This window comes from Candidatus Fermentibacter sp. (assembly GCA_030373045.1).
Classification (GTDB): domain Bacteria; phylum Fermentibacterota; class Fermentibacteria; order Fermentibacterales; family Fermentibacteraceae; genus Fermentibacter.
The window spans coordinates 1-4,412 of sequence record JAUCPW010000069.1; the positions used below are offsets into that span (position 1 = coordinate 1).

Consider the following 4,412-nt stretch of genomic DNA (forward strand, 5'->3'; position numbering starts at 1 on the left):
CCCCCCCCCCCCCCCCCCCCCCCCCCCCCCCCCCCCCCCCCCCCCCCCCCCCCCCCCCCCCCCCCCCCCCCCCCCCCCCCCCCCCCCCCCCCTTTTTCAAGCAGAAGACGGAAAACGAGATACACAGCGCTGTCTCGTGGGCTCGGAGATGTGTATAAGAGACAGGCCCACCATCGAGCGCCGCTTCCGCGATGACCGGGGGTCCTGCCAGTATTGGGTCGACGACTGCATCTCCCTGCGGGACAAGGAGGACCGGGGGCTCAAGATCCCCCCGCAGAAGGTCCTGGGCTGGAACCGGGCGACCTACCTCCAGCGGCTCCTCGACAACCTCATCGCCAACGAGGACCGGCACATGAACCAGATCCTGATCACCCGCGACTGGCGGATGATCCTGATCGACCACTCGCGCTCGTTCCGGACCTCGGGCCGATTCGTCCGGGGCCTCCTCTATTCGGCGAAGTCGCCCGAAGGGCCGAAGCTCATGAGCGAGCTGCCCCGGGCCGTGGTCGCCAGGGTCCGGGCCCTCGACGCCGCCGCCGTCCGCGCGGCCGTCGGCGACTAACTCACCGACGAGGAGGTCCGCGCCATCCTTGTCCGGCGGGACCTCGTCCTGGCGGAGATCGACCGGCTGATCGAGGTCAACGGGGAGGACAAAGTCCTCTACTGACGAGCCTGGACGAGTCACCAGCCGATTTGTGAATGGTCCGGGTCAGATGGCCTTGCGGACAGTCAGGATGTTCTGGCCGCCCGCCCGCCGGTAGGACAGCCCGTCCATGAGCGTCTTGAAGAAATAGACGCCCAGGCCGCCGGGCACGCCGCGACGCAGCTTGACCATCAGGTCGGGGTTCTTCTTCCGGACGGGATTGAAGGGGATGCCCCGGTCCCGGACCTCGATGAAGAGCGAGTCCCCCTCCTGCCAGATGCGGACGGCCATCTCGCCCCCCCGGCCCTCGGGATACGCGTAGCGGGCGATGTTGACGCAGATCTCGTGCAGGGCCAGCTCGACCTTGAGCCGGGCCTCGTCGTCGAGGGGCAGCCCGGCGATGGCCTCCCGGAGGAAGGCCCGGACGCGGTCGACTTCCTTGAGGTCGGCCGGGACGCGGAGCTCCTTGGGGCCTTGTTCGGTCACGGCGCTTCTTCCCGCCCCGGCCCTCACGAATTCCGCTTGACGACGACGAGGGTCATGTCGTCGCCCGCTTCGGAGCAGCCGCTGAAGGCGAAGACGTCCTCGAAGACCCGGTCGAGGATCTCCCGGGCCGGCTTGGCCCGGAGCCCGCGGACCTTGTCCGCCAGGCGCTCCTCGCCGTATTCCTCGCCGGCCTCCGTCCGGCTCTCGACGATGCCGTCCGTGTAGAGGCAGAGGACGTCGCCGGGGGCGAGCGTCAGGGTCTCCTCGCCATAGGCCTGTTCGGGGAACATCCCCAGGCACAGCCCGGTCGTCCCGTGGGCCCGGGCCGGGCCCTTGCGGCCGACGACGAGCGGAGGGTTGTGGCCGGCGTTGACGTAGCGGACCTCGTCTTTGGACCGGTCGATAATGGCCAGGAAGAACGAGATGAACACGTCGCTGTCCGAGCTGGCGTAGACGAAGTCGTTGAGCCGGGACGCCAGATCGGCGACGTTGATGGCCCCGGGGAACCGCTCGTGCAGCCCGCCCCGCAGCGAGGCCATGAGCAGCGAGGCGCTGACGCCGACGCCCGAGACGTCGGCGATGACCACGGCCAGCCGGTCCTTGTCGACGGCGATGTAATCGAAGTAGTCGCCCCCGACCTGGCGGCAGGCCCGGGCGCTGCCGCTGATCTCGTAGGGCGCGAAGTCCGGGTCGGTCTGGGGCAGGAAATTCTTCTGGATCTGGACGGCCAGGGCCAGCTCCCGGTCGAGCTGGGCCTTCTTCAGCGACAGCTCGTAGAGGCGGGCGTTCTCGATCTTGACCGCGGCCAGGTTGCCCAGGAGCGTCAGGAGCCGGAGGTCCTCCTCGGTGAACTGCTCGAGCAGCGAGGCCCGGTCGCAGTAGAGGAGGCCGATGATGTCTTGGTTGTTCCACAGGGGCACGCACATGGCCGAGTGGATCTGCGCCTGGATGACGCTGAACTGCTCGCGCAGGCCTTCGTCGGCCTGGATGTCGGAGATGAGGATGGCCGAGTTGCGTTCCAGGGCCGTCCGGACGATGGTCTGGCTGACGAAGATGCTCTGGTTCCGCAAGGCCCCGTTCTGGATGCGGACGACCTTGGGCTCGAGGGCCTGGGTCTCCTCGTTCTTGAGCATCAGGACGCCGCGGTCCATCGGCAGGTGCTGGATGAGGACGTCCATGACATGGCCGAGGAGCTTCTCCAGCGGCATGTGGTAGATCAGGGCCTGGCTGACGGCGCTCAGGATCGAGCTCGTCTTCTGGTCCTTCTGCAGGCGCTCGAGGTCCAGCCCGCCTCCCGGGGTCTTCATGACCACGCCGGTGGCCGGCGGCTTCTTGAGGATGTCCTTGACCTGGATGATCGTGTTCGAGCTGTGGGTGAAGGTCGTCCCTTCGATGGTCTCGACCGGCGGCTGGAAGTCCTTGTCGAAGTAGAAGCGGGTCGAGCCGATCAGGATCTCGTCGCCCCGGGCCAGGTCGATCTCGCCGGTGACCCGGCGGCCGTTGACGAACGTGCCGTTCTTGCTGCCCTGGTCGATCAGGGCGTAGCCCCGCTCGGTCGGGGCGATGACGGCGTGGATGCCCGAGCTGAACTGGTCGGACAGGACGATGTCGTTGGCGGACGACCGGCCGACCGTCACCCGGCTCCCGGCCAGCGGGTAGGTCGAAGGCTCCCCCGATTTCGGGTAGATGTACAACGTGGCCATGAGCACACTCTCTGCGGCCATTCTAAATGACGCGGACGGTCATTTCAACCTCAGGGCCTTGCGGACGCGCTGGGCCCGCTCCTCCGGCGAGAGCCCCTCGTCGACGAGCGGCAGGAGGAGGCCCTTGAGATCCCGGTCGAGGAGCGTGTCGAGATGCTCGAGCGAATAGTCGGTCGACTGGGCCGTTCCCCGCAGGATGTTCTGGTAGGCCTTGACGATGTCCTCGGGCGGATGCACCAGGGTCAGGAGGTCGAAGACGATCTTGATCCGGATGTCGAGCAGGGCCTTGGCCCCGGCCGGCGGGCCGGGCGGCGGGACGAGGACGACGTCGCAGGCCTTCCGGACGAGGTGCAGGAGCTCCGGCCGGACGGCCTTCCGGGGGAAGCGGACCTCGGGCCGGCCGAGGCGGATCTTGCAAAGCGCGTCGACGAGGGCCTGTTCCATGGCCTCCTCGCGGCGGGCCAGCTCGCCGAGGAGGAGATCGGCGGCGGTCTGGGTGCCGACCCGGGCCAGGACCTCGGGGATGGCCCGGCGGACCTCGAGGGGCGCGTCGGCCGAGCGGAGCGTCGGGGCGACCAGGGCCTCGAGACCCGGTCCATAGGCGGCCAGCGCGGCCTGGGCCTCGGCCCGGACCATGGGATTGGCCAGCAGGGCCAGGATCCGGGGGACGTGGCCGGGATGGCGGTGGACGGCGGCGCTCTCGAGGGCGTAGAGGGCGACCTCGGGCGAGGGGTCCTCCAGGAGCCGGCCGAGGGCCTCGAGCGTGGGCGGGTTCGGGACCATGCGGCCGATGAGCTTGGCCACCTCGACCCGGTCGAGCTCGAGGGGCGAGGCCGCGATCTCCCCGAGCTGCCGGGCCATGATCTCCTGGTAGACCGGCAGGAGGAAGACCAGGTCGATCTCCCGCCGGAAAGCGGGGTCTTCGATGGCCTCCTCGAGGCCCGGGAAGAAGCCCGCGCCGCCGACGTCGAAGAGGGCGTCCATGCCCCGGGCCCGGATCTCGTCGCGCTTGAGGCCGAGGAGGGCCTTGAGCTCCGGGGTCAGGTCCTTGCGCCGGACGAGGTCGAAGACGTTCATGAGGTAGAGGGTCGTGCTCCGCTCCCGGCTCTGGATGGTGTTGAAGATCTTGAGGGTCAGGTCCTCGTCGACGTGCTCGGCCAGGACCTCGTCGCCCCGGCGCCACTTCTTCCGGATGGCCGGCTTCAGGACGGCCGGGTATTCCCGGTAGACGAGCCGCGTCAAGACGAGCCAGCCCAGCACGAACGCGAGCGTCAGGACCCCGATCTCCCGGATGACGGCCAGGTCCTGGCCTCGCGGTAATCGAAATGGCGGACGGCCCGCAGGGCCAGGAAGAGCGCGGCCCCGAACCCGGTCGCGAACTTGTTGACGAACATGTCGATGAAGATCTTGGCCTTGTACTTGATGTCCGCCGCCACGGGGATATAGAGGAGCTCGCGGACGGACTGGCTGAGGGTGTTGTCCAAGCCCTTGTCGGCCCCCCGGACGACCGAGGCCCACGGCAGCATCAGGGCGGCCGGGATGACGAAGACCGCCGCGGAGCCGAGGAGGAGGACCAGCGG

5 protein-coding genes are annotated in these 4,412 nt (G+C 68.8%); 1 reads left to right on the forward strand and 4 read right to left on the reverse strand.

Annotation, left to right across the window (positions count from 1 at the left end):
• The first annotated feature begins 148 nt into the window (after positions 1 to 148).
• Complete coding sequence (locus QUS11_11605; protein MDM7993943.1) at positions 149 to 562, forward strand: hypothetical protein; 414 nt, start codon at positions 149 to 151, stop codon at positions 560 to 562.
• 147 nt (positions 563 to 709) lie between these two features.
• Here the strand turns inward: QUS11_11605 and QUS11_11610 are convergent, their stop codons facing one another.
• The 4 genes from QUS11_11610 to QUS11_11625 form a co-directional block, all read right to left on the reverse strand.
• The gene (locus tag QUS11_11610) at positions 710 to 1,129 is read right to left on the reverse strand and encodes an ATP-binding protein (GenBank protein MDM7993944.1); all 420 of its coding nucleotides are present in this window, start codon (positions 1,127 to 1,129) and stop codon (positions 710 to 712) included.
• A gap of 23 nt (positions 1,130 to 1,152) precedes the next feature.
• On the reverse strand, positions 1,153 to 2,853 hold the full coding sequence (locus QUS11_11615) for a SpoIIE family protein phosphatase (GenBank protein MDM7993945.1): 1,701 nt from the start codon (positions 2,851 to 2,853) through the stop codon (positions 1,153 to 1,155).
• Positions 2,854 to 2,871: 18 nt separating this feature from the next.
• A complete protein-coding gene (locus QUS11_11620) occupies positions 2,872 to 4,092 on the reverse strand; it encodes a hypothetical protein (protein ID MDM7993946.1) in 1,221 nt (406 codons plus the stop codon).
• Positions 4,093 to 4,103: 11 nt separating this feature from the next.
• Positions 4,104 to 4,412, reverse strand: a 309-nt coding sequence (locus tag QUS11_11625) for a hypothetical protein (protein ID MDM7993947.1), incomplete at its 5' end; no start/stop codon positions are given.